Origin of the sequence: Nocardia sp. CA-120079 (assembly GCF_050955745.1) — a bacterium.
In the GTDB taxonomy this organism is placed as follows: Bacteria; Actinomycetota; Actinomycetes; order Mycobacteriales; family Mycobacteriaceae; genus Nocardia.
In genome coordinates, this window is the sequence record NZ_CP192088.1 from 1,180,637 (window position 1) to 1,205,819 (window position 25,183).

A 25,183-nucleotide genomic window follows, 5' to 3' on the forward strand; every position below is an offset into this window, starting at 1 on the left:
TTGGACCGGCTGGATTTCGGCGGAAACGGCGAAACTGGTGGCGAACGGGCGCACGCTGCCTCGAGGGAGTCGAGCGAGCCGTTCCCGTTGTCCCCGGCGCAGTTGGGTATCTGGTATGCCCAGCACGTCGACCCGCAGGTGCCGATCAACATCGCGCAGTACGTCGACCTGCACGGCGACCTCGACCTCGAGGTCCTGCGCGAGGCGCTGATCAGCTCCGGGCAGGAGCGCGGCTCCGGCATGCTCTGCATCACCGAGATCGACGGCCAGCCGTATCAGTGGATCGACTACACGATTCCGGACCGGGACAAGGTCTACTACGTCGACTTCCGCGGTGAGGCCGATCCCCAGGCCGCCGCCATGGCGTGGATGCGCGCCGAGTACAGCGCCCCGCTGAACCTGCTCGAGGATCGGCTGCTGCGCTTCGCAGGTCTGCAGGTGGGCGATCACCACTGGTACCTGTACCTGCGCGCGCACCACATCGTGCTGGACGGCTTCGGCGCGGTGACCAACCTCTCCAGGGTCGCCGACTGGTACACCGCCCTGTTGAACGGCACCGAGCCCGCACCGGCCAATGCCGCGCACCTGCGCACGCTCTACGAGCAGGAGATGGCCTACCGCGACAGTTCCCGGTTCCAGTCGGACAAGACGTACTGGGCCGAGCGGGTCGCCGGTGTGGAGGACGGCACCAGCCTGGCGGGCCGGTCCGCGGGACCGGCGCCGATCAACACCCTCAGCAGTGTGCTGCTCTCGGACGAGCAGAACGCGGTGCTGGAAGCGGCTGTGGCGCGCCATGATTCGTCGCCGGCCGGGTTGCTGCTCGCCGCGTTCGCCGGATATCTGGCGCAGTGGACCAGCTCCGAGGACGTGATCCTCAGCCTGCCGGTGACCGCGCGGACCACCGCCGTGATGCGCCGCTCCGGCGGCGTCTCGTCGAATATCGTGCCGTTGCGGCTGCGGATCGGGCACGAGACCACCGTGGCCGATGTGCTCAAACAGGTCCAGGTCGAGGTGACCGGCGCGCTGCGCCACCAGCGCTACCGACACGAGGACATCCGCCGCGACGCGGCCGGTGCCGGCGTGGTGACCAGGGAGTTCTTCGGCCCCTGGATCAACATCATGCTGTTCCAGGACAAGATCAGCATGGGCTCGATGGTCGGCACCATGGTGGTGCTGTCCACCGGCAGCATCGAGGATCTCGGCGTCAATTTCTATCAGTCCGAGGGCGGTTCGCGCGCGCGCATCGACTTCGAGGCGAACCCGAACCTCTACTCCGAGGCGGAGACGCGGCGTCAGCACGAACGCTTCCTCGAATTCTTCGAGCGCTTCCTGCGGGCCGAGGCGGATGCGCCGGTCTGGGGCCTCGAGCTGACCACCGCGGCGGAGCGGGAGCTGACCGTCGCGGAGTGGAACGACTCCGAGCAGGACGTCCCGCAAACCACCCTGGCGGCGCTGCTGGATGCGCAGATCCAGCTGACTCCGGACAACGTCGCGCTGGATTTCGAGGGCGCACAGCTGACCTATGCGGAGTTCGCCGCAAAGGTCAATCGCCTGGCCCGGTTCCTGATCGCCGATGGTGTCGGACCGGAATCGCTTGTCGCGCTTGGCATGCGACGTTCGCTCGAGCTCGTCGTCGGTATGCACGCGGTGCTCAAGGCCGGTGGCGCGTATGTGCCGATCGATCCGGATCATCCGGCCGATCGCACCGCCTACATCCTCGAGTCCGCGGCACCGGTCTGTGTGCTGACGGTCTCCGGTGACGAACTCGAGCTGCCGGAATCGGTGCGCCGGGTGGAAATCGACACTCTCGACGTATCCGCGTACGACGATGCGCCGGTGGCGGATTCGGAGCGCCGCGCACCGCTGCGTCCGGACAACACCGCCTACGTTATCTACACCTCGGGTTCGACCGGACGCCCGAAAGGTGTTGCGGTAACCCATCATGCGATCGTCAACCAGCAGCTGTGGATGCTCGACGAGTACCGCCTCACCGCCGACGACGTGTACCTGCAGAAGACCGCGACCACCTTCGACGTATCGCTGTGGGGTTACTTCCTGCCGCTGATGGTCGGCGCGAAACTTGTTGTCGCGACGCCGGACGGGCACCGCGATCCGCTGTACGTCGCCGAGATGATCGAGCGGCACGGGGTCACCGTCACCGACTTCGTGCCGTCCATGCTGACGGTCTTCGTCGCCCACGCCACCGCCGCCCAATGTGCCACGCTGCGTGCGGTTTTCGTCATCGGTGAGGCGCTGCCGCCGGAGACCGCCGCGGGTTTCCGCGCGATCACCTCGGCCGGTCTGCACAACCTGTACGGCCCCACCGAGGCCGCGGTCTCGGTCACCTACTGGGAGGCCACCGCCGCCGATACCGTCACGGTGCCGATCGGTATCCCGGAGTGGAATGTCCAGGTCTACGTGCTGGATTCGCGGCTGCGCCCGGCGGCCGTCGGCGCACCGGGTGAGCTGTATCTGAGTGGGCGTCAGCTGGCGCGCGGTTACCGCGGTCGCCCGGATCTGACCTCGGATCGGTTCGTCGCCAACCCGTTCGGTAGTAATGGCGAGCGTATGTACCGCACCGGTGACCTGGTGCGCTGGAATGTCGCGGGGACCCTGGAATACATCGGCCGCACCGACTTCCAGGTGAAGTTCCGCGGTCAGCGCATCGAGCTCGGTGAGATCGAAACAGATCTGCTCGCCCATCCTGCGGTCAGCCAGGCCGCGGTGCTGGTGGTGGATACCGCGACCGGTCAGCAGTTGGTCGCCTATGTCGTGCCCGCGCCCGGCCAGTCGATCGAACCGCTCGAACTCACCCGGTTCGTCGCCGAAAAGCTGCCGAGCTACATGGTGCCCGCGGCGATCATGGTGCTGGCCGCGTTCCCGCTCAACACCTCCGGCAAGCTGGACCGAAAGGCTTTGCCGGAGCCGGTGTTCAGCGTGGACGCGACCGCATTCCGTGCCCCGCGTACCCCGGCCGAGCAGATCGTGGCGGCGATCTTCGCCGATGTGCTCAGCCAGGAACGCGTCGGCATCGATGACAACTTCTTCGATCTGGGCGGCAACTCGCTGGTCGCCACCCAGGTGGTGGCGCGGATCGGCGCGGCATTCGGCACCCGGATCGGCGTGCGTGCGCTGTTCGAGACCCCGACCGTGGCCGGTCTGGCCGCCCGCGCCGAATCGGCGCCGCCCACCGATCGGCCACGACCGGCCCTGGTGGCCCAGGAACTGCCCGAGCGGGTGCCGCTGTCGCTGGCACAGCAGCGGATGTGGTTCATCAACCAGTTCGACTCCACGGTGCCGACGTACAACCTGCCATTCGTGGTGCGGTTGGGCGGTCGCGTCGATTTCGACGCGATGCGGGCCGCGCTCACCGATGTGCTGACTCGCCAGGAATCGCTGCGCACCATCTTCCCGAACTCGGGCGACGGCGCCTATCAGCAGGTGCTGCCGATCGAGGAGGTCGACCTCGGGGTCGACGTGCAGCCGCTCGAGGCGTCCGAATTGGTCGACGTGCTCACCGAATTCGCCTCCGCCGGCTTCGACGTCTCGACCGAGCTGCCCATTCGGGTGCGCCTGTATCAGATCACCGGTGCGTCCTCGGATGACACGCCCGAGTACGCACTCGCCTTCGTCGTGCACCACATCGCGGCGGACGGCTTCTCGTTCGGGCCGCTCGCGCGCGACGTCACGACCGCCTATCTGGCCCGCGCGGCCGGGGAGGCGCCCGCCTGGGCGCCCCTGCCGGTGCAGTACCGCGACTACACCCTGTGGCAGCGCGAATTGCTCGGCGCCGAAAGCGATTCCGAGTCCATGGCCGCCCGGGAGATCGCCTACTGGCGCGACGCGCTGGCCGGTCTGCCGGATCAGCTGGATCTGCCCACCGATCGGCAGCGTCCGCCGGTGCAGAGCTTCCGCGGCGCGCAGTTCGCTTTCGATATCGATGCCGAACTGCACAGCCGGCTGAGCGCACTGGCCCGCGCCGAGGGCGCCACCCCGTTCATGGTGCTGCACGCCGCGCTCGCACTGCTGCTGGCCCGGCTGTCCGGCACCACCGATATCGCCATCGGCACTCCGGTCGCCGGACGCGGCGAACAGGCCCTCGACGACCTGATCGGCATGTTCGTCAACACGCTCGTGCTGCGCTCGGAGGTCGATCCGGGTCGGTCCTTCACCGAATTCCTCGGGCGCACCAGGGAAGTCGACCTCGCGGCGTTCGCATACAGCGATGTTCCGTTCGAACGTCTCGTCGAGGTGGTCAACCCGACTCGCTCGCAGGCGCGGCATCCGCTGTTCCAGGTGATGCTGTCGTTCCAGGAGATGTCGCACGGCACATTGGAGCTGCCCGGACTGTCGGTGTCGGCCGCCGAACTCGAAGTCCACATCGCCAAATTCGATCTGCTCTGGACGCTGACCGAACAGCGCGGCAACCAGGGGGAGCCCGCGGGCGTTTCGGTGGTCGTCTCCTACGCCACCGACCTGTTCGACGAGGCGACCGTCTCGTCGTTCGCCGATCGACTGGTACGGATTCTGCGCGGTGTGACCGCGGATCCGGCGGCGATCGTCGGAGATATCGATCTGCTCGACGAGCGTGAGGTCGAGCTGGCACGCGACGGCTGGCACGGCGCGCCGCGTGCGCTCGAGGCGGCCGGGACGGTGAGCGATCTGTTCGCCCGCCAGGTGGCCGCGACGCCGGACGCCATCGCCGTGGTCGACCGTTCCGTCGACGGCTTCACCCCGGCCGTCGGCGGCACGCAGGCCCACCCGTCACCCGACCACCACCCCTCATCGAGTCGCTCCGCGACGCTGGCCCACCCGTCACCCGACCACCACCCCTCATCGAGTCGCTCCGCGACGCTGACCTATGCGGATTTCGGCTCTCGGGTGCATGCGCTCGCGCGCTGGCTGATCCAGGCGGGCGTCGGTCCGGATGTCCCGGTCGCGCTCGGTATGCGACGCTCGCTCGACCTGGTGACCGCGATCCACGCGGTGCTCGAGGCCGGTGGCACCTATGTGCCGCTCGATCTCGATCAGCCTGCCGAACGCATCGCCCATGTGCTCGATACTGCGGCGCCCGCCTATGTGCTGACCACGTCGCGGGACCGGTTCGCGCCGGAGGGCCTGGAGTCGGTCGTTGTCGACGAGCTCGATCTGTCCGGGATCTCCGATGCCCCGGTGACCGATGCCGAGCGCGTATCGCCTTTGCGCCCAGAACATTTGGCGTATGCGATCTTCACCTCGGGCTCCACCGGTCGCCCGAAGGGCGTCGGGGTATCGCATGCCGCGCTGGTGCACCAGATGCGCTGGCTCATCAGCGAATTCGGGCTCGGCGCCGACGATGTCGCGCTGTACAAGACCCCGGCCACCTTCGACGCGTCGGTGTGGGAGCCGTTGGCACCCTTGCTCACCGGCGGCCGGACCGTGATCGGCACCCACGACGGCTACCGCGACACCCAATATCTGACCGAGGTCATCGCCGCCGAGCAGGTCACCGTGACCTCGTTCGTGCCGTCGCTGCTGACCGTATTCGCCGGCACCGTCGATCCGACGGCACTGAGCTCGGTGCGCATGCTGCTGGTCGGTGGTGAGGCGTTCACCGGTGAGGCGGTTGAGGCGTTCCGCAAGCTCGGCCGCCCCGATATCACGCTGATAAACCTTTACGGCCCAACCGAATTCACCGTCAACGCCACCCACGCGGTCGTCGGCGAGGTGGTGCGCGGCGCGGTGCCGATCGGTGCGCCGGTCTGGAACACCCAGGCCTATGTGCTCGACGCGCGACTGCATCCGGTGCCCCCGGGTGTCGCGGGTGAGCTGTATCTGTCGGGCGACCAGCTGGCGCGCGGTTATCTCACCCGGCCGGATATGACGGCCGACCGTTTCGTGGCGAATCCGTTCGGCCCCAGCGGTTCTCGCATGTACCGCACCGGTGACCTGGTGACCCGCGATGCCGCGGGACAGATCGTCTACAGCGGTCGCACCGACTTCCAAGTGAAACTGCGCGGTGTCCGGATCGAGCTCGGCGAGATCGAAGCCGCCCTGCGCGCCCATCCCGCGGTGGCGCAGGCGGTCGCGCTGGTCCGTTCCGACAGCCGGCTCGGCGACCAGTTGGTCGCCTATGTGGTGCCGACCGAGGCCGAGCCGGAGGCGGGATTCGATACCGCGCTGCGCACGCATCTGGCAGGCATGGTGCCCACCTACATGGTGCCCGCGGCGTTCGTGACGCTCGAGGCCATGCCGCTCAATGCGAACGGCAAGCTCGATCGGCGCGCCCTGCCCAAGCCGGTTTTCGAGGTGCACACCTTCCGTGCGCCGAGCACACCTATCGAGGAGATCGTCGCCCAGATCTTCGGTGAGGTGCTCGACCTGCCGCGCGTCGGCGTGGACGACGATTTCTTCGAACTCGGCGGCAACTCGCTGATCGCCACCCAGGTGGCCTCGCGCATCGGCACCGCACTCGATACCCGGGTGCCGGTGCGGATGGTGTTCGAGGCGTCCACGGTGGCCGCGCTGGCGGCCAGGGTGGAATCGCACGCCGGTGCCGGCGCCCGCAGCGCGCTGGTCGCCCGGGAGCGCCCGGAGGAGGTGCCGCTGTCGCTCGCACAGCAGCGCATGTGGTTCCTCAACCGCTTCGATACCGCCTCGGCGGTCAACAACATTCCGGTCGCCATCCGGCTCTCCGGTGATCTCGATGTCGCCGCACTGCAGGTCGCGGTCATCGACGTGATCGACCGGCACGAATCGCTGCGCACCGTCTTCCCGGAGACCAAGAGCGGTCCGGTTCAGGTGGTGCTCGACGCGGCGCAGATCGTGCCCGACCTGACCCCGTACCGGGTCACCGAGGAGACCCTGGTCGAGCATCTGATCGACCTGGCCTCCATGGCCTTCGACGTCACCGACGAAGTACCTTTGCACGCAAGGCTTTTCGAGATCAGCGAGTCCGAGTTCGTACTCGGCATGGTGGTGCACCACATTTCGGCCGACGGTTGGTCGATGGGGCCGCTGGCGCGTGACGTCATGGTGGCGTACGCGGCGCGCACCTCGTGGGAGTCGCCCGCCTGGTCCGCGCTGCCGGTGCAGTACGCGGACTACGCACTGTGGCAGCGCGAGGTGCTCGGCTCCGAGGGCGATCCGGATTCGCTGATCTCCAGCCAGATCCGGTACTGGACCGAACAACTCGCCGATCTGCCCGACGAATTGGTGCTGCCTTCGGACCGCCCGCGTCCGGCGATCGCCTCCTACCGCGGCGGCACCTACGCGTTCGTGATCTCCGCCGAGACCCAGCGTGCGCTCATCGATCTGGGGCGCAAGCACAATTCGTCGCTGTTCATGGTCATGCACAGCGCGCTCGCCGTGCTGCTGGCGCGGGCCAGCGGTACCAGCGATATCGCCATCGGTACCCCGGCCGCCGGTCGTGGTGAGGCCGCGCTGGACGACCTGATCGGCATGTTCGTCAATACCCTCGTATTGCGCACCGATGTCGCGGGTTCGGCGAGCTTCGCCGACCTGCTCGCCCTGGCAAGGGAAACCGACCTGCAGGCGTTCGCGCACGCGGATCTGCCGTTCGAGCGCCTGGTCGAAATTCTCAACCCGGCCCGCTCGCAGGCCCGCAATCCGCTGTTCCAGGTGATGCTGGCGTTCCAGAACGTCAAGCAGGCCAACCTGGAACTGCCCGGACTGTCGGTCAACGGCATCGATTACGACGCGCGACTGGCCAAATTCGATCTGCAGCTGACCCTGCAGGAGACCCAGGAATCGGGCGAGGCCGCCGGTATGTCGGCCGAAATCTCCTATGCCCTCGATCTTTTCGACGAGGACACGGTGGCGGCCTTCGCGCGGCGCCTCGATCGGATCCTGGCGGCCATCATCGCCGATCCGACCGTGCCGATCGGCGATATTCAGCTGCTCGACGATCAGGAAACCGCACTCGCGGTGGTCGGCTGGAACGACACCGAGCACGATTTGCTGCCGCGTCGTCAGCCCGGTCGCACCCCGCGTCGTTCGGGTGTTCGCAAGGGTGGCGGGCTCACGTTGGTCGGCGAGTTCGCCGCGCAGGCCGCGGCCACGCCGGATGCGGTCGCGATCGTGGATCCGACCACCGGCACCTCGCTGACGTATGCCGAATTCGGTGCGCGCGTGCACCGCTTGGCGCGTCGGTTGATCGAGGCCGGTGTGGGTCCGGAAAAGCTGGTCGCCCTCGGTCTGCGGCGTTCGGTCGATTTCGTGGTCGCGGCGTACGCGGTACAGGAGGCCGGCGGCGGCTATGTGCCGCTGGACCTGGATCAGCCTACCGAGCGGATCAGCTATGTGCTCGAGTCGGCGGCACCGGCCTGTGTGCTGACGACCTCGCGGGACAACTTCGAAAGCGGCGGGCTGCCAACGTTTTCCATCGATGAGATCGAGTTGTCCGAGTACTCGGACGCGCCGGTCACCGATGCGGAGCGGATCGCACCGCTGCGGGCGGAGAACACCGCGTATGTGATCTTCACGTCCGGTTCGACCGGTCGGCCGAAGGGGGTGGCGCTGCCGCATGCGGCAGTGGTGAACCAGATCCGTTGGATCACCGGTGAATACGGCATCGGTGCCGATGACGTCGTGCTGTTCAAGACCCCGGCCACGTTCGACGTGTCGGTGTGGGAGTTGTTCGGCCCGTTGTCCACCGGTGGCCGGATTGTCGTCGCGAGCCCGGATGGGCATCGTGACCCGCAGTACCTGGCGGAGGTCATTGCGGCCGAGCGGGTCACCATGACCTCGTTCGTGCCCTCGATGCTGACCGTCTTCGCGGGCAGTGTCGATGCCGCCGGTGGCGCGGCGCTCGAGTCGTTGCGCGCATTGCTGGTCGCCGGTGAGGCCTTCACCGGTGACACCGTCGCCGCCATTCGCAAGGTCAGCTCCGCCGAGCTCTACAACCTCTACGGCCCGACCGAGTTCGCGGTGCACGCGACGCACGGTCCGGTGGCACAGGGCCTGGTCGGCGCGGTGCCGATCGGTCTGCCGGTCTGGAATGCCCAGGCGTATGTGCTCGATGCCCGCCTGCATCCGGTCGCGCCGGGTGTCGCGGGTGAGTTGTATCTGGCCGGTGCGCAGTTGGCGCGCGGCTACTTCGGGCGCACGGATCTGACCGCGGATCGCTTCGTGGCCAACCCGTTCGGCGTTTCCGGATCCCGGATGTACCGCACCGGCGACCTGGTGACCCGCAATGCCGATGGTGCCATCGTCTACCTCGGCCGTACCGACTTCCAGGTGAAGCTGCGCGGTCTGCGCATCGAGCTCGGTGAGATCGAAACCGCCCTCACCGCACACGATTCGGTGGCACAGGCCGTGGCGCTGGTGCGTGCGGATGCGCGGACCGGCGATCAGCTGGTCGCCTACGTGGTGCCCGCCAATGGCGGCACGGTCGACCTCGACGAGCTGCGTGCGCATCTGACCGAACAGCTGCCGTCGTACATGGTCCCCGCCGCCATCGTGGTGCTCGACGCCATGCCGCTCAACCCCAACGGCAAGCTCGATCGGCGCGCGCTGCCCGAACCCGTCTTCGAGGCCAAGGAATTCCGCGCTCCGTCGACCCCGATCGAAGAGATCGTCGTCGACATTTTCAGCGATGTGCTGAGTCACGAGCGCATCGGCATCGATGACAACTTCTTCGATCTCGGCGGTAACTCGCTGGTCGCCACCCAGGTGGTCGCTCGCCTGGGCGCGGCACTGGACACCCAGGTTCCGGTGCGGCTGCTGTTCGAGGCGCCGACCGTCGCCGCGCTCGCCGCGCGCATGGAGGCCAGCGCCGGGGCCGGTGCCCGCCAGGCGCTGACAGTGCGCCCGCGGCCGGAGTACCCGCCGCTGTCGCTCGCACAGCAGCGGATGTGGTTCCTCAACCGCTTCGACGCCGATTCGGCCGCCGACAATATTCCGGCGGCGGTGCGGCTGCACGGGCATCTCGATCTGCCCGCGCTGCGCGGAGCGATCGCCGATGTGATCACCCGGCACGAATCGCTGCGCACGATCTACCCGTCGCATGAGGGCGTGGCCTACCAGCAGGTGCTTGCGGCCGCGCGGGCGATTCCGGAACTGGAGATCGTCCCGGTCGCCGAAAGCGAATTGGGCAGTGCGCTCTACGAATTCATCGGTCGCGGCTTCGATATCACCACCGAGTCCCCGGTGCGGATTCGGCTCTACCAGGTCGAGCGTGCGCCGCTGAGCAGCAAGAAGTGGCGCGACAACACCCAGAACCACGTGCTCTCGGTCGTGGTGCACCACATCGCGGCGGACGGCTTCTCGATGCGTCCGCTGGTCCGCGATCTGATGTCGGCCTACATCGCGCGGAGTTCGGAATCCGCCCCGGTCTGGCCGCCGCTGGCGGTGCAGTACGTGGATTACGCACTGTGGCAGCGTGAAACGCTCGGCTCCGAGGACGATCCGACCTCGCTGATCTCCGAACAGCTCGGCTACTGGCGCGAAACCCTGGCCGGACTGCCCGAGGAACTGCGTCTGTCGTCCAAGCCGCGGCCGGTCGTCGCGTCGTATGCGGCACGCACGCACCGATTCCAGCTGCCCGGCGCGCTCGTGGAGGCGCTCAATCGCGTCGCGCACGAGCACAACACCACGCTGTTCATGGTGGTGCACAGCGCCTTCGCGACCCTGCTCGCGCGGCTGAGCGGTTCGGATGACATCGCCATCGGCATCCCGGTGGCCGGTCGTGGCGAGCAGGTCCTCGACGACCTGGTCGGCATGTTCGTCAACACCCTGGTGCTGCGCACCCAGGTCGATCCGACCGAAGCGTTCACCGATCTGCTCGCCCAGGTGCGCGAGCGCGATCTGCAGGCCTTCGCCCACGCCGACGTACCTTTCGAGCGTTTGGTCGAGGTGCTCAACCCGGCTCGCTCGCAGGCGCGGCATCCGCTGTTCCAGGTGATGCTGTCGTTCCAGAACCTCGGCCGCACCTCGCTGGAGCTGCCCGGACTCGCGGTTTCCGAACTCGGCATCGATCCGCCGACCGCCAAGGTCGACCTGCAGCTCACGCTGAGCGAGGGTGCGGAATCGGAGATGGCCGCCGAACTCGTCTATGCCACCGACCTTTTCGACGATCGGTTCGCGGAGGCGTTCGCCGAGCGGTTCGTCCGGGTGCTGCGCGGTATCACCGCCGCACCGGCGATCGTGGTGGGCGATATCGACCTGCTCGACGACACCGAGCGGGCCCAGGTGCTCGACCGGTGGAACGAGACCGAATTCCCGGTCGACGCGGCACTGACCTCGCCGGTCGGTGATGCGGCCGCGACGCTGGTCTCGCTGTTCGAGGCGCAGGTGCTGCGCACGCCGGACGCCTACGCGGTCAGCTACGAGGGGACAAGTCTGTCCTATGCCGAGTTCGCTTCCCGGGTGCACCGTTTGGCGCGCTGGCTGAAGCGCAACGGCGTCGGCCCGGAATCGTATGTGGCTCTCGGCATGCGGCGCTCGATTGATCTGGTCGTCGGCATGTACGCGATCAATGCCGCCGGTGGTGCGTACGTGCCGCTGGATCCGGATCATCCGGTCGAGCGCATCGACTACATCCTGGAGACCGCGCGACCGGTCTGCGTGCTGACCGCGGGCACCGATCTGGAGACCACGGTGTCGCGCCAGGTCCGCATCGATGAACTCGATCTCGCCGAGTTCTCCGATGAACCGCTGACCGACGCGGATCGGCATCGCCCGCTGCGTCCGGGCAATACCGCGTACGTGATCTTCACCTCGGGTTCGACCGGTCGTCCCAAGGGCGTCGCGGTCTCGCACGCCGCGATCGTCAACCGCCTGGTGTGGATGCACGCCGAATACGGCTTGTCCGCCGAAGACGTTGTGCTGCAGAAGACTCCGGCGACTTTCGACGTGTCGGTGTGGGAGTTCTTCTGGCCCTTGCAGGTCGGCGCGCGCCTGGTCGTCGCCAAGCCGGACGGTCACCGCGATCCGGCCTATATGGCGCGCCTGATCGTCGACGAGCAGGTCACCACGGTGCACTTCGTGCCGTCCATGCTCTCGGTATTCGTCGCCGAGGACCGCGCGGCCGAATGCACCAGTCTGCGTAACGTTTTCGCCTCCGGTGAGGCGCTGCCGGCCGTGGCCGCGCAGCGCCTGCGCCAGCTGACCGGCGCGCGACTGCACAACTTGTACGGCCCCACCGAGGCCGCGGTCGACGTCACCTTCCACGAGGTCACCGACGCCGATATCAGCTCGGTGCCGATCGGTGCCCCGGTGTTCAACACCCAGGTATACGTGCTGGATTCGCGGTTGCGTCCGGTGCCCGCGGGCGTCCCGGGTGAACTGTATCTGGCGGGCGCGCAGTTGGCGCACGGCTATGTCGGCCGCCCGGACCTGACCACCGAACGTTTCGTCGCGAACCCGTTCGGCGCCGCCGAGCGCATGTACCGCACCGGTGACCTCGTCCTGTGGACGCCGCGCGGTGAACTGGAGTACCTGGGCCGCACCGACTTCCAGGTGAAGCTGCGCGGTCTGCGCATCGAACTCGGTGAGATCGAGTCGGCGCTCACCGCGCAGGCCGCGGTCGCACAGGCGGTCGTGCTCGTGCATTCGGATGACCGGACCGGCGATCAGCTGGTCGCCTACCTGGTCGCGAATCCCGACCGGGCCATCGAAATCGAGACCGTCAAGAACACGCTCGGCGACCAGTTGCCCGCGTACATGGTGCCCGCGGCCTACCTGGTGCTCGACGAGTTCCCGCTCAATGCCTCCGGCAAGCTGGATCGCAAGGCGCTGCCCGCACCGACGTTCGCGGCCAAGGTATTCCGCGCGCCGACCACCCCGGTGGAGGAGATCGTCGCGGGCACCTTCGCCGAGGTGCTGGGTCTGCAGGGCGTCGGCCTGGACGACGATTTCTTCGAACTCGGCGGCAACTCGCTGATCGCCACCCAGGTCGCCGCGCGACTCGGCGCGGCGCTGGACACCCAGATCCCGGTGCGCGCGCTGTTCGAGGCTTCGAACGTTGCCGCACTCGCAGCTCTTGTGGAATCGGCAGCGGGCCAGGGCGGTCGGGCTCCGCTGACCCCGCAACCGCGCCCCGAGCTGATCCCGCTGTCGCTGGCCCAGCAGCGGATGTGGTTCCTGAACCGCTTCGACAACCGCACCGCGGTCAACAACATTCCGGTGGCCGTCCGGCTCACCGGCGATGTCGATATCGCCGCGCTGAACGCCGCGGTCGGCGACGTGCTGGCCAGGCACGAGGCGCTGCGCACCATCTACCCGGAGGTCGAAGGCACCGGTTACCAGCACGTGCTGCACACCGACGAGGTGCGCTTCGAGCTGGCGACCGAGGCGATCGCTCCCGGCGCGGTGCCCGCGCGCATCGTCGAGCTGGCGAGCGTGCACTTCGATGTGACCAGCGAGGTGCCGTTCCGGGCCAACCTGCTCAGCATCGATGCGCAGAACCATGTCGCGGTGCTCGTCATGCACCACATCAGTGGTGACGGTTTCTCGCTGCGTCCGCTGCTGCGTGACGTGGTGCTGGCCTACACCGAGCGCAGTCGCGGTGAGGTGCCCGCCTGGGCGCCGCTGGATGTCCAGTACGCCGACTACGCGCTGTGGCAGCGCGACGTGCTCGGCAGCGAGGACGATCCCGAATCGGTCGCGGCACAGCAGCTCGCCTACTGGACCGAGCAGCTGGCCGATCTGCCCGATCAGATCGAACTGCCCGCCGACCGCTCGCGGCCCGAGGTCGCGTCCAATGCCGGTGGCACGCACGGCTTCTCGATCGACGCCGAATTGCACGGCGCACTGGCCGAACTCGCGCGCGCCCGCGGGGTGACGCTGTTCATGGTCATGCACGCGGCACTGGCGGCCTGGGCGGCCCGGCTGTCCAACAGCACCGATATCGCCATCGGCACCCCGATCGCCGGACGCGGTGAACGCGCGCTCGACGATCTGGTCGGCATGTTCGTCAATACGCTGGTGCTGCGCAACGAGGTAGAGCCGAGCGCCAAGTTCGGCGATCTGCTCGCGCAGGTGCGCCGCACCGATCTGGCGGCTTTCGCCAATGCCGATGTGCCGTTCGAGCGGCTCGTCGACGTAATCAGCCCGGCGCGATCGCAGGCGCATCACCCGCTGTTCCAGGTGGCATTGACCTTCGAGGCCGCCTCGGCCGCGGAAATGGGCACCGTCGCGCTGCCGGGCGTCGAGCTGTCGGTGGTCGAATTCGATCCCGGCACAGCGAAATTCGATGTGCAGCTGACCGTCGGCGAGACCGCCGACGGTGCGCTCGGCCTGTCGTGGAACTACGCCACCGAGCTGTTCGATCCCGAGACGGTGGCATCGTTCGCCGATCGTCTGGTGCGGATTCTGCAGAGTGTGGTCGAGGATCCCGAGATCGTCATCGGCGATATCGATCTGCTCGGTGAGGCCGAGCGGCTCAATGTGTCGCAGCGCTGGGTGTCGTCCGGATTCGACAGCCTGGCGCGAGCGACGGGCCCGGAGGAGGCAGCGCGCGTAAGCACGCAGGGCACCGGGAGCGCCGCAATCCGATACGGCACACCCCGATTCAATGCACCCGGTACCACGTTGGTCGATCTGTTCGAGCAGGCGGTGGCCGCGCATCCGGACAACACGGCGGCCAAATTCGGCATCGAATCGCTGACCTACGCGGAGCTGGATCGGCGTGCGAATGTGTTGGCGCGCAGGCTGATCGCCGACGGCGCGGGTCCCGAGTCGCTGGTCGCGGTGATCCTGCCGCGCTCGCTCGATCTCGTGGTCGCGCTGCTCGCGGTGGTGAAGACCGGTGCGGGCTATGTGCCCGTCGACCCGACCTACCCGGCCGACCGCATCGCCTACGTGCTCGCGGATTCGCGTCCGACCAGTGTGATCCTCGATTCGACGGTTCAGGTGAGGGTGCCCGACGAGCTGCCGACCGTGGTGCTCGACGGATTCGCGGTGGAGACCGGCAATGTCGAGGACGCCGACGATGCGCCGATCACCGATGCCGACCGTCTCGCGGCGCTCACCCCGGACAATGTCGCGTACGTGATCTACACCTCCGGCTCGACCGGCCGCCCGAAGGGTGTCGCGGTCGCGCACCGGAATGTGGTGCGGCTGTTCGCCAATACCGATCGTGACTTCAGCTTCGGCCCCCGCGATGTGTGGACGTTGTTCCACTCCTACGCCTTCGACTTCTCGGTGTGGGAGCTGTGGGGTCCGCTGCTGTTCGGCGGCACCCTCGTGGTCGTCGACTACTACACCTCGCGCTCGCCCGAACAGTTCCTGGAACTGCTGCGGGTGGAGCAGGTCACGGTGCTCAACCAGACGCCGTCCGCGTTCTACCAACTCGCCGAGGCGGATCGCAATGCCGCACCGGATGCCGAACCGCTGGCCTTGCGCTACGTGGTGTTCGGCGGTGAAGCCCTCGAATTGCGCAGGCTTTCGGATTGGGTTGCCCGACACGGTGACGGCACCGACCGGCGCTCGGCACACGTCGCTCCGCTGCTGGTCAATATGTACGGCATCACCGAGACCACGGTGCACGTGTCCTACCGTGCGCTGGACGCCGCGACCATCGCCGCCGCCTCCGGCAGCGTGGTCGGCCGTGCCATCGCGGGTCTGCGCGTGTACGTCCTCGACAACCGGCTGCGGCCGGTGCCGGTCGGCGTCGCGGGCGAAATGTATGTCGCGGGACCGCAGTTGGCTCGCGGCTACCTCGGCCGCTCGGACCTGACCACCACCCGCTTCGTCGCGAACCCCCTCGCCGACGCGGAGGCCGCGGGCACACGCCTGTACCGCTCCGGCGACCTCGCGCGCTGGAACCGCTTCGGCGAACTCGAATACCTGGGCCGCGCCGACGATCAGGTCAAGGTGCGCGGCTTCCGCATCGAACTCGGTGAAATCGAATCCGCCATACTGGCCCAGCCGGGCATCGCCCAGGCCGCGGTCATCGTGCGCGAGGACCAGCCGGGCGATCAGCGGATCGTGGCCTACGTGGTCGCCGAACCCGATGTGATCCCGGACCTCGACGTGGTGCGCAGCGGTGCGGCGCAACGCCTTCCGTCCTACATGGTGCCCGCGGCGCTGGTGCGGCTCGAGTGGATTCCGTTGACCGTCAACGGCAAGCTGGACCGTCGCGCGCTGCCCGCGCCCGCGGTGCAGGCCAAGGCTTTCCGCGCCCCGGTGACGCCGGTGCAGGAGACCGTGGCCGCGGTCTTCGCCGATGTGCTCGACCTGCCCAGGGTCGGTGTCGACGACGACTTCTTCGACCTCGGCGGCAACTCGCTCATCGCGACCAGGGTGGTCGCCCGGATCGGCGCGGCGCTCGGCACCACCGTCCCGGTGCGCGCGCTGTTCGAGGCCTCCACCGTGGAAGCGCTCGCGGCCCGGGTGGAATCGCATGCCGACGGCGCCGCGCGCGCCCGGCTCGTGGCCCGCCCGCGCAAGGCCGACGAACTCGTGCCGCTGTCGTTCGCGCAGCAGCGCATGTGGTTCCTGAACAAGTACGACACCACATCCGCGGCCTACAACCTTCCGGTCGCCATTCGCCTGACCGGTGCGCTCGATATCGAGGCGCTGCGGCTGGCGGTGGCGGATGTGGTGCGCAGGCACGAATCGCTGCGCACCCGCTACCCGGAGCACGGCGGCACCCCGGTGCAGGTGATCGTGCCCGCCGACGCGATCGCGCTCGACCTGCAGCCGGTTTCGGTCGATCCGGCCGAGCTGACCGCGGTGGTGACCGAATTCGTGACCACCGGATTCGATGTGTCCGAACAGGCTCCGCTGCGGACCAGGCTCTTCTCCGCAGGCGCCGACGAGCATGTGTTGGTCGTCGTGGTGCACCACATCGCGGCCGACGGGTTCTCCATCGGCCCGCTGACCCGCGATGTGATGCTCGCCTACACCGCGCGCGCCCAGGACTCGGCGCCCGGCTGGGCGCCGCTGCCGGTGCAGTACGCCGACTTCGCCATCTGGCAGCGCGAAGTCCTCGGCGCCGAGGACGATCCGACTTCGCTGATGGCGCGTCAGGTGGCGCATTGGAAGCTCGCTCTCGACGGCGTCCCCGACGAACTGCCGCTGCCCACCGATCGGCCACGTCCCGCGATCGCCTCGCATCGCGGCGCGACCGTGCAGACCGAACTGCCCGCCGAACTCATCGCGGCGCTGGAAGGTATTGCGCGCCAACGCGGTGCGTCGCTGTTCATGGTGATGCACAGCGCGCTCACGGTGCTGCTGGCCCGCTTGTCGGGCACCGACGATATCGCCGTCGGCTCGCCGATCGCGGGACGCGGTGAGCAGGCGCTCGACGATCTCGTCGGCATGTTCGTCAACACCCTCGTGCTGCGCACCGGGATCGATCAGTCCGAATCGTTCACGGCGCTGCTGGACCGGGTGCGTTCGACGGACCTGGATGCCTTCGGTAATGCCGACGTGCCGTTCGAACGGCTCGTGGAACTGCTCGCGCCGGAACGCTCGCAGGCGCGCAACCCGCTGTTCCAGGTGATGCTCGCATTCCAGAACCTGGAGCGCACCGCACTCGAATTGCCGGGTCTGTCGGTGTCCGCACTGGACCTCGACGAGAATGTGGCCCGCTTCGACCTGCAGTTCACGCTGTCGGAAACCGGTTCCGCCGGAATGACTTTGGCGCTCACCTACGCCACCGAGCTGTTCGACGAGTCGACCGCCGAGCTGATCACGCAGCGTTGGCGGCGGGTGCTGGAGGCCATTGCCGCCGACCCGACGGTCGCGGTGGGTGCCATCGATGTGCTCGACGCGCAGGAGCGGGCCGAGCTCATCGCCCGCACCGGTGCACCGGCGGTGCCCGCGCGCACGCTGCCCGAGCTGCTGGCCGAGGCCGCCGCGATGGATCCGAAGGCGACCGCCGTGGTGTTCCAGGGGACACGTGTGTCCTACGGCGACCTCGACGAGCGCTCGAACCGGTTGGCGCGCTTGCTCATTGCCGAGGGTATCGGCACCGAGGATCTGGTCGCCGTCGGCGTGCCGCGGTCCGCGGATTCGGTTTTCGCCGCCTGGGCGGTATCGAAGACGGGTGCGGCATTCGTGCCCGTCGACCCGAACTATCCGGCCGAGCGCATCGCGCACATGGTCACCGATTCCGGTTCCCCCGTCGGTCTCACCGTCGCGGCGGTTCGCGACGGCCTGCCGGATTCGGTGCGCTGGCTGGTGCTCGACGAGCTCGACCTGGACGGATTCGACGGCGGGCCGATCGCCGACGCCGACCGGGTCCGCCCGCTGCGTCCGGCGCATCCGGCCTACGTCATCTACACCTCGGGCTCCACCGGTGTGCCCAAGGGTGTCGTGGTCACCCATGCCGGACTCGCGAACTTCAGCGTCGAGCAGATCGTGCGCTACGACCTCGATTCCGGTTCGCGCGCACTGCATTTCGCCTCGCCCAGCTTCGACGCCTCGGTCCTGGAACTGCTGCTCGCGGTCGGCGCGGGCGGTGCGCTCGTGGTGACGCCGCCCGGCGTGTACGGCGGGGAGGAACTGTCCGAGCTGATCCGCACCGAGCGGGTCACGCACGCGTTCATCACACCCGCCGCGTTGGCCACCTTCGATCCGACCGGCCTCGACTCGCTGCGAGTACTGGTCGCCGGTGGCGAGGCGGTGCCGGCGGATCTGGTCGCCAAGTGGGCGGTGCCGCTGGAGAACGGTTCCGTCCGCAACTTCCACAACGGTTACGGTCCGACCGAGACCACCATCATGACCAATATCAGCGAGCCGCTGGTGGCCGGCGACACGGTGGTGATCGGTGCGCCGATCCGCGGCATGCAGTCGCTGATCCTGGACGCCCAGCTCCGGCCGGTGCCGGTGGGTGTCGCGGGTGAGCTGTATCTGTCGGGCATCCAGCTGGCGCGCGGTTATCACGCCCGCGCCGGGCTGAGCGCCGAACGCTTCGTGGCCAACCCGTATGTCGCGGGTGCGCGCATGTACCGCACCGGTGACGTGGTGCGCTGGACCCGCACCGGTGCGGTCGAATATGTGGGCCGCTCCGACTTCCAGGTCAAGGTGCGTGGTTTCCGTATCGAGCTCGGTGAGATCGACGCGGCGCTGGCATCGCACGAGAGCGTCGACTTCGCGGTCACCGTCGGCCACAAGGGCGCGGCGGGCGCGACCTCGCTGGTGTCGTATGTGGTTGCGGTACCTGGTCATTCGATCGATGTCGCCGAGCTGACCGCGCATGTCGAGGAACGCCTGCCCACGTACATGGTGCCGTCCTCGGTGATGGTGATCGACCATATTCCGCTGACCCCGGTCGGCAAGCTGGACCGCAAGGCCCTGCCGGAGCCGGTATTCGCGACCGAGGTGGTGTTCCGCGCACCGCGCACGCCGATCGAGCACACCATTGCCGAGGTCTTCGCCGAGGTGCTCGGCGTCGAGCGCGTCGGTGTCGACGATTCGTTCTTCGCCCTCGGCGGCGACAGCATCGTGTCCATCCAGCTGGTTTCGCGGGCCAAGGCGCGCGGTGTGGTCTTCACCCCGCGCAATGTCTTCGAGCAGCGCACCGTGGCCGGACTCGCCGCGGTCGCCGAGACCGCCGACAGCACCGATACCGCCGTCGAGGCGCTGGCCGAGCTGCCCGGTGGCGGCATCGGCGCCATGCCGCTGACCCCGGTGGTCCGGTTCATGGCGCAGCGGCAGGGTTCGTTCGGCCGGTTCAACCAGACCATGGCGCTCGAATTGCCGGTCGGTATCGACCGCGCGGGCATCGTGAAAACCGTTGCCGCGGTGCTCGATCGCCACGACATGCTGCGGGCGCGGCTGTACCGCGAGGATGCGGACTGGACCCTCGAGACCGTCGAGCCGGGCACCATCGACGTGGACGCGCTGATCGATCGCACCGAATTCGATGCCGGTATCGACGACGCCGGACTGTTCGAAATCGCCTCCGCCGCATTGGATTCCACGCTGGATCGACTCGACCCGGCTGCGGGTGTAGTGATTCGGTTCGTCTGGCTGGAACCGTCGGACGGCAGCCGCGGCGGTCGCCTCATCGTGGCCGCGCATCACCTCGTGGTGGACGGTGTGTCCTGGCGCATCCTGGTGCCGGACTTCGTCGCCGCCTGGGGCCAGCTCACCGCCGGCCAGCAACCGCAGCTCGTCGCGCCCGCGACCTCGATGCGGGCCTGGGCCGACGCACTGCGGCGCGAGGCCGAAAGCGCCGCGCGGGTCGCGGAACTCGACTACTGGCGTTCGGTGGTAGGCACGGCCGATCCGCTGCTGACCGAGCGTGCGCTGGATCCGGCCGTGGATACCTCGGCCGCCATCGAGAAGCTGCAGGTCGAGGTTTCCGCCGAGGTCACCAAGGCGCTGCTGACCACCGTGCCCGCGCTGTTCCACGGCGGCGTCAACGACGGTCTGCTCACCGCGCTCGCCCTGGCGACCGCGAAGTGGCGCGCGAGCCGCACCACCGCGCGCGCCGACGATGCGCTGCTGATCCGCCTGGAGGGCCACGGCCGCGAAGAGGGCATCGTGCCCGGCGCGGATCTCTCGCGCACCGTCGGCTGGTTCACCGCGATCTTCCCGGTCCGCTTCGACCTGTCCGGCATCGATATCGATGCCGCGCTGACCGGCGGCCCCGCGCTCGGCAAGGCCGTCAAGGCGGTCAAGGAGCAGCTGCTCGCGGTGCCGGACAAGGGCATCGGCTACGGCCTGCTGCGCTACATGAACGAAGCAACCGCGACGGAACTGCCCGTCGAACAGCCGGGCCAGGTGAGCTTCAACTACCTGGGCCGCGTCTCCGAGGGCGATGTGCCCGAGGCGCTGCGCGGCTTCGGCTGGATCCCCGCCGCCGAACTCGGTGCGCTCGGCGGCGCCTACGACGCGGATATGCCCGCGATGGCTCCGCTGGATATCAATGCCATCGTGGTCGGCGACAAGCTGACCGCCAATATCGGCTACCCGAGCACGCTGCTCGATGCCGCGCAGGTCCGCGAATTCGGCGAACTGTGGACCACCGCACTGGAAGCGGTTGCCCGGCACGCCAATTCGAACGGCGCGGGCGGACACACACCGTCCGACTTCGCCCTGGTGCGCTCGAACCAGCGCGATATCGACAACTGGGAGCAGCGCTTCCCGGCACTGGCCGATATCTGGCCGCTGTCCGCGCTGCAGGCTGGTCTGCTGTTCCACGCGCGCCTGGCCGCCACGTCGGTGGACGTCTACACCGCGCAGGCCGTACTGACGCTCACCGGCCGGGTGGACCCGACCCGATTGCGTTCGGCCGCACAGGCTCTGGTGGATCGCTACGAGAACCTGCGCACCGCGTTCGTCACCGATAACGACGGCAACCCGGTGCAGGTCGTCCTCGACAGCGCCCGGGTCGCCTGGGCCGAGCACGACCGGATCGAATCCGGCGAGGCCGCCGATCTCATCGCCGCCGACCGCACCCAGCGCTTCGATCTGACCGCGCCGCCGCTGATCCGCTTCACGCTGATCCAAATCGACACAGACCGTTGGCAGTTCGTGGTCTCCAACCACCACATCCTGCTCGACGGCTGGTCCATGCCGCTGCTCATGCGGGATCTGCTGGTGCTCTACGCGGCGCACGCCGATGCCAATGTGCTGCCTGCGGTGCGCTCCTACCGGCACTTCCTGGAATGGACCAGGCAGCAGGATCATGCGGCCTCGGTGACCGCGTGGACCGACGCACTGCGCGGTGTCAGCGAACCGACGCTGCTGTCCCGCCCGGATGCGAGCCGCGAAATCACCTCGCTGTCCGGCGAATACTTCTTCGAGCTGGACGAGCAGGCGACCGCGCGACTCACCGCACTCGCCGCCTCGCTCGGCGTCACGCCGAATACCGTGCTGCAGGTCGCCTGGGGCATTTTGATCGGCCGGATGACCAGCCGTGACGATGTGCTGTTCGGTACCACCGTGTCCGGCCGTCCGGCACAGCTGTCCGGCGTCGAGTCGATGGTCGGCCTGTTCATCAATACCGTTCCGGTGCGGGTGCGCTTCGATCCGTCGGAATCGGTGGAGCAGTTGCTCACCCGGACCCAGGGCGAGCAGGCGGATCTGCTCGATCACCACTATGTCGGCCTGGCCGACATCCAGTCCGCCGCCGGCATCGGCGGTCTGTTCGACACCCTGGTGGTATTCGAGTCCTACCCGGTCGATGCCGAGGGCATCCGGGCGCAGGCCGCCGATATCGATGGCATGGCCGTGGTCGATATGCAGGCCGCCGACGCCACGCACTATCCGCTGACGCTGATCGCGCAGCTGGACTCCCAGCTGCGGGTGCGCGCGGGCTACCTGCGCGACCTGTTCGACGAGCAGACGGTGCGCCGCATCGCCGACCGCCTGGTGCGGGTGCTCACCGCGATCACCACCGAACCCGCCGCGGTCGTCGGCGATATCGAACTGCTCGACACCACCGAGCGCGAGCTCGTGGTGTCCGATTGGAACGACACCGCACACGACGTGGACGCTGCCGCAACGCTGGTCTCGATGTTCGAGGCCCAGCTCGCCGCGACTCCCGACGCGACCGCGCTGACGTTCGAGGGGACCAGTCTGACCTACGCCGAGTTCGGCACCCGGGTCTACAGCCTGGCGCGCTGGCTCATCGAACGCGGTGTCGGCCCGGAATCGTATGTGGCCCTCGGCATGCGGCGCTCCATCGATCTGGTGGTCGGCATGTACGCGGTGGCCGTGGCCGGTGGCGCGTACGTGCCGCTGGATCCGGATCATCCGGCCGAGCGCACGGAATACATTCTCGCCACCGCCGATCCGGTCTGCGTGCTGACCTCCGGTGACGATCTGAAGATCGACACCGCCCAGGTGCGCATCGATCTGCTCGACCTGTTCGGGCTCTCGGACCAGCCGGTGACCGAGGCGGAACGGCGTGCGCCGCTGCGCCCGTCGAATACCGCGTACGTGATCTTCACCTCGGGTTCGACCGGTCGTCCGAAGGGTGTGGCGGTCAGCCATGCCGCGATCGTGAACCGGCTGGTGTGGATGCAGTCGGCCTACGGGCTGACCGGCGCCGACGCTGTACTGCAGAAGACGCCCGCCACCTTCGACGTTTCGGTGTGGGAGTTCTTCTGGCCGTTGCAGATCGGTGCGCGGCTGGTCATCGCGAAGCCGGACGGGCACCGCGACCCGGCCTACCTCGCCGAGATCATTACCGCGGAGCGGGTCACCGTCACCCACTTCGTGCCGTCCATGCTGTCGGTCTTCGTGGCCGATGCGGCGGCGGCGCGGTGTGATTCGCTGCGACTGGTATTCGCCTCCGGTGAGGCGCTGCCGCCCAAGCCCGCGCATCGCCTGCGCGAGCTGACCGGTGCGGCGCTGCACAACCTGTACGGCCCGACCGAGGCCGCGGTCGACGTCACCTTCCACGAGGTGGTCGCGACCGATACCGACACCGTGCCGATCGGTGCGCCGGTCTTCAATACCCAGGTCTACGTGCTCGATTCGCGGCTGCGTCCGGTGCCGGTCGGTGTCGCGGGTGAGCTGTACCTCGCGGGCACTCAGTTGGCGCGCGGCTATGTCGCGCGTCCGGATCTGACCAGCGATCGGTTCGTCGCGAACCCGTTCGCCGCCGATGGCGCGCGCATGTACCGCACCGGCGACCTGGTGGCCTGGACCGCCGACGGTGAGCTGGATTACCTGGGCCGCACCGACTTCCAGGTGAAGCTGCGCGGTCTGCGCATCGAACTCGGCGAGATCGAGCAGGCGCTCACCGCGCTGGACGAGGTCGCCCAGGCCGTCGTCGTGGTGCGCGGCGATCAGCACACCGGCGACCAGCTCGTCGCGTATGTCATCGCGACGCCGAACCTGCGGCTGGATATCGAGACGGTGCGCGAGGACCTGGCGCGGCAGTTGCCCGCGTACATGGTCCCGTCCGTGGTCATCGTGCTCGACGCCTTCCCGCTCAACGCCTCCGGCAAGCTGGATCGAAAGGCACTGCCCGCACCGGTGTTCGAGGCCGCGGTATTCCGCGCGCCGACCACGCCGATCGAGGAGATCATCGCGGCCACCTACGCCGATGTGCTCGGCCTGGAACGCGTCGGCCTCGACGACGATTTCTTCGCACTCGGCGGCAACTCGCTCAGCGCCACCCAGGTCGCCGCCCGGCTCTCGGCCGCACTGGATACCGATCTCGGGGTTCGCGAACTGTTCGAGGCGTCCTCGGTGGCCGCGCTCGCGGCCCGCGCGGAGTCCCGTGCCGGTGCCGGTGCGCGCATGGCCCTGGTGCCGCAGCAGCGCCCCGAGCGGGTGCCGCTGTCGCTGGCCCAGCAGCGCATGTGGTTCCTCAACCGCTTCGATCCGGAATCGGCCGTGGACAATATCCCGGCCGCGGTGCGGCTGTCGGGTCTGCTCGACCGGCAGGCACTGCAGATCGCGGTCGCCGATGTGCTGGCCCGCCACGAATCGCTGCGCACCTTCTACCCGGAGTACGACGGCACCGCCTACCAGCAGACCGTCTCCACCGCCCGGGTGATCCCGGATCTGACGCCCATCGATGTCACCGAAGCCGAACTGCCGCAGCGCGTTGCGGAGGTCATCCTGACCGGCTTCGACGTCACCGCCGAAGTTCCGTTCCGGGCCAAGCTCTTCGAGATCAGCCCGACCGAACATGTGCTCGCCCTGGTGGTGCACCACATTTCGGCCGACGGCTTCTCGATGGGTCCGCTCACCCGTGACGTGATGACGGCCTATGCCGCGCGCGTCGAGGGCGGCGAACCTTCCTGGCGTCCGCTCGACGTGCAGTACGCCGACTTCGCGCTGTGGCAGCGGTCGGTGCTCGGTGCCGAATCCGATCCGGAATCGGTGATCTCGGCGCAGATCGAATTCTGGTCCGAGACTTTGCGCGGCCTGCCCGAACAGCTCGACCTGCCTGCCGACCGGCCGCGTCCGGCGGTGGCATCGGGTCGCGGTGCGACGCACGTCTTCGAGATCGATGCCGAAACCCACGGCAAGCTCGCCGAACTCGCGCGCACCAGGGGCACGACGCTGTTCATGGTCGCGCACACCGCGCTGGCCGTGCTGCTGTCGCGTTTGTCCGGCGAGGAAGACATCGCGATCGGTACGCCGATCGCGGGACGTGGTGAGCGCGCGCTCGACGATCTGATCGGCATGTTCGTCAACACCCTGGTGTTGCGGACCCCGATCGACGGCGCGGCCACCTTCACCGAACTACTGCGCACCGTGCGCGCCATCGATATCGGCGCGTTCGGCCATGCCGACCTGCCGTTCGAGCGGCTGGTGGAGA

The 25,183-nt window shown here is 68.2% G+C and carries 1 protein-coding gene (only partly in view); it reads left to right on the plus strand.

Annotation, left to right across the window (positions count from 1 at the left end; genetic code table 11):
* Window positions 1–25,183, plus strand: partial view of a non-ribosomal peptide synthase/polyketide synthase gene (locus tag ACQPYR_RS05530; protein ID WP_433635020.1) — the 5' portion only. Its footprint extends 18,587 nt past the window's final position; the window shows 25,183 of its 43,770 coding nt (coding positions 1–25,183); its start codon is at window positions 1–3; the stop codon falls past the right edge of the window.